This is a genomic window from Bacillus sp. SIMBA_005 (assembly GCF_046535585.1).
In the GTDB taxonomy this organism is placed as follows: Bacteria; Bacillota; Bacilli; order Bacillales; family Bacillaceae; genus Bacillus; species Bacillus pumilus.
The window spans coordinates 1-264 of record NZ_JAWRWI010000580.1; the positions used below are offsets into that span (position 1 = coordinate 1).

Annotated in this window: 1 pseudogene; it reads left to right on the forward strand. The window is 30.3% G+C overall.

Annotation, left to right across the window (positions count from 1 at the left end):
• Positions 1 to 264, forward strand: a pseudogene (locus tag SB660_RS21380) (sodium:proton antiporter); the annotation flags it as partial.

A 264-nucleotide genomic window follows, 5' to 3' on the forward strand; every position in this document is an offset into this window, starting at 1 on the left:
ATAGCTATTTCGAAGACAGGTATACCAGAGTTATTGATTGCAGGTATGTTAAACGTGTTAAATAAAAATGGTTCAAGTAATAGGAAGGGCTTAGTAAAAGTATTAATTTTTCTGCTTATTTTTATCATGGCCATTTTTTCTCAAAATTTAATTCCAATTCATATTGCCTTTATCCCTTTACTAATACCACCGATTTTAAAGGTTTTAAATATGCTTGAAGTGGATCGTAGAATAATAGCAACACTAATTGCGGTTGGCTTAATT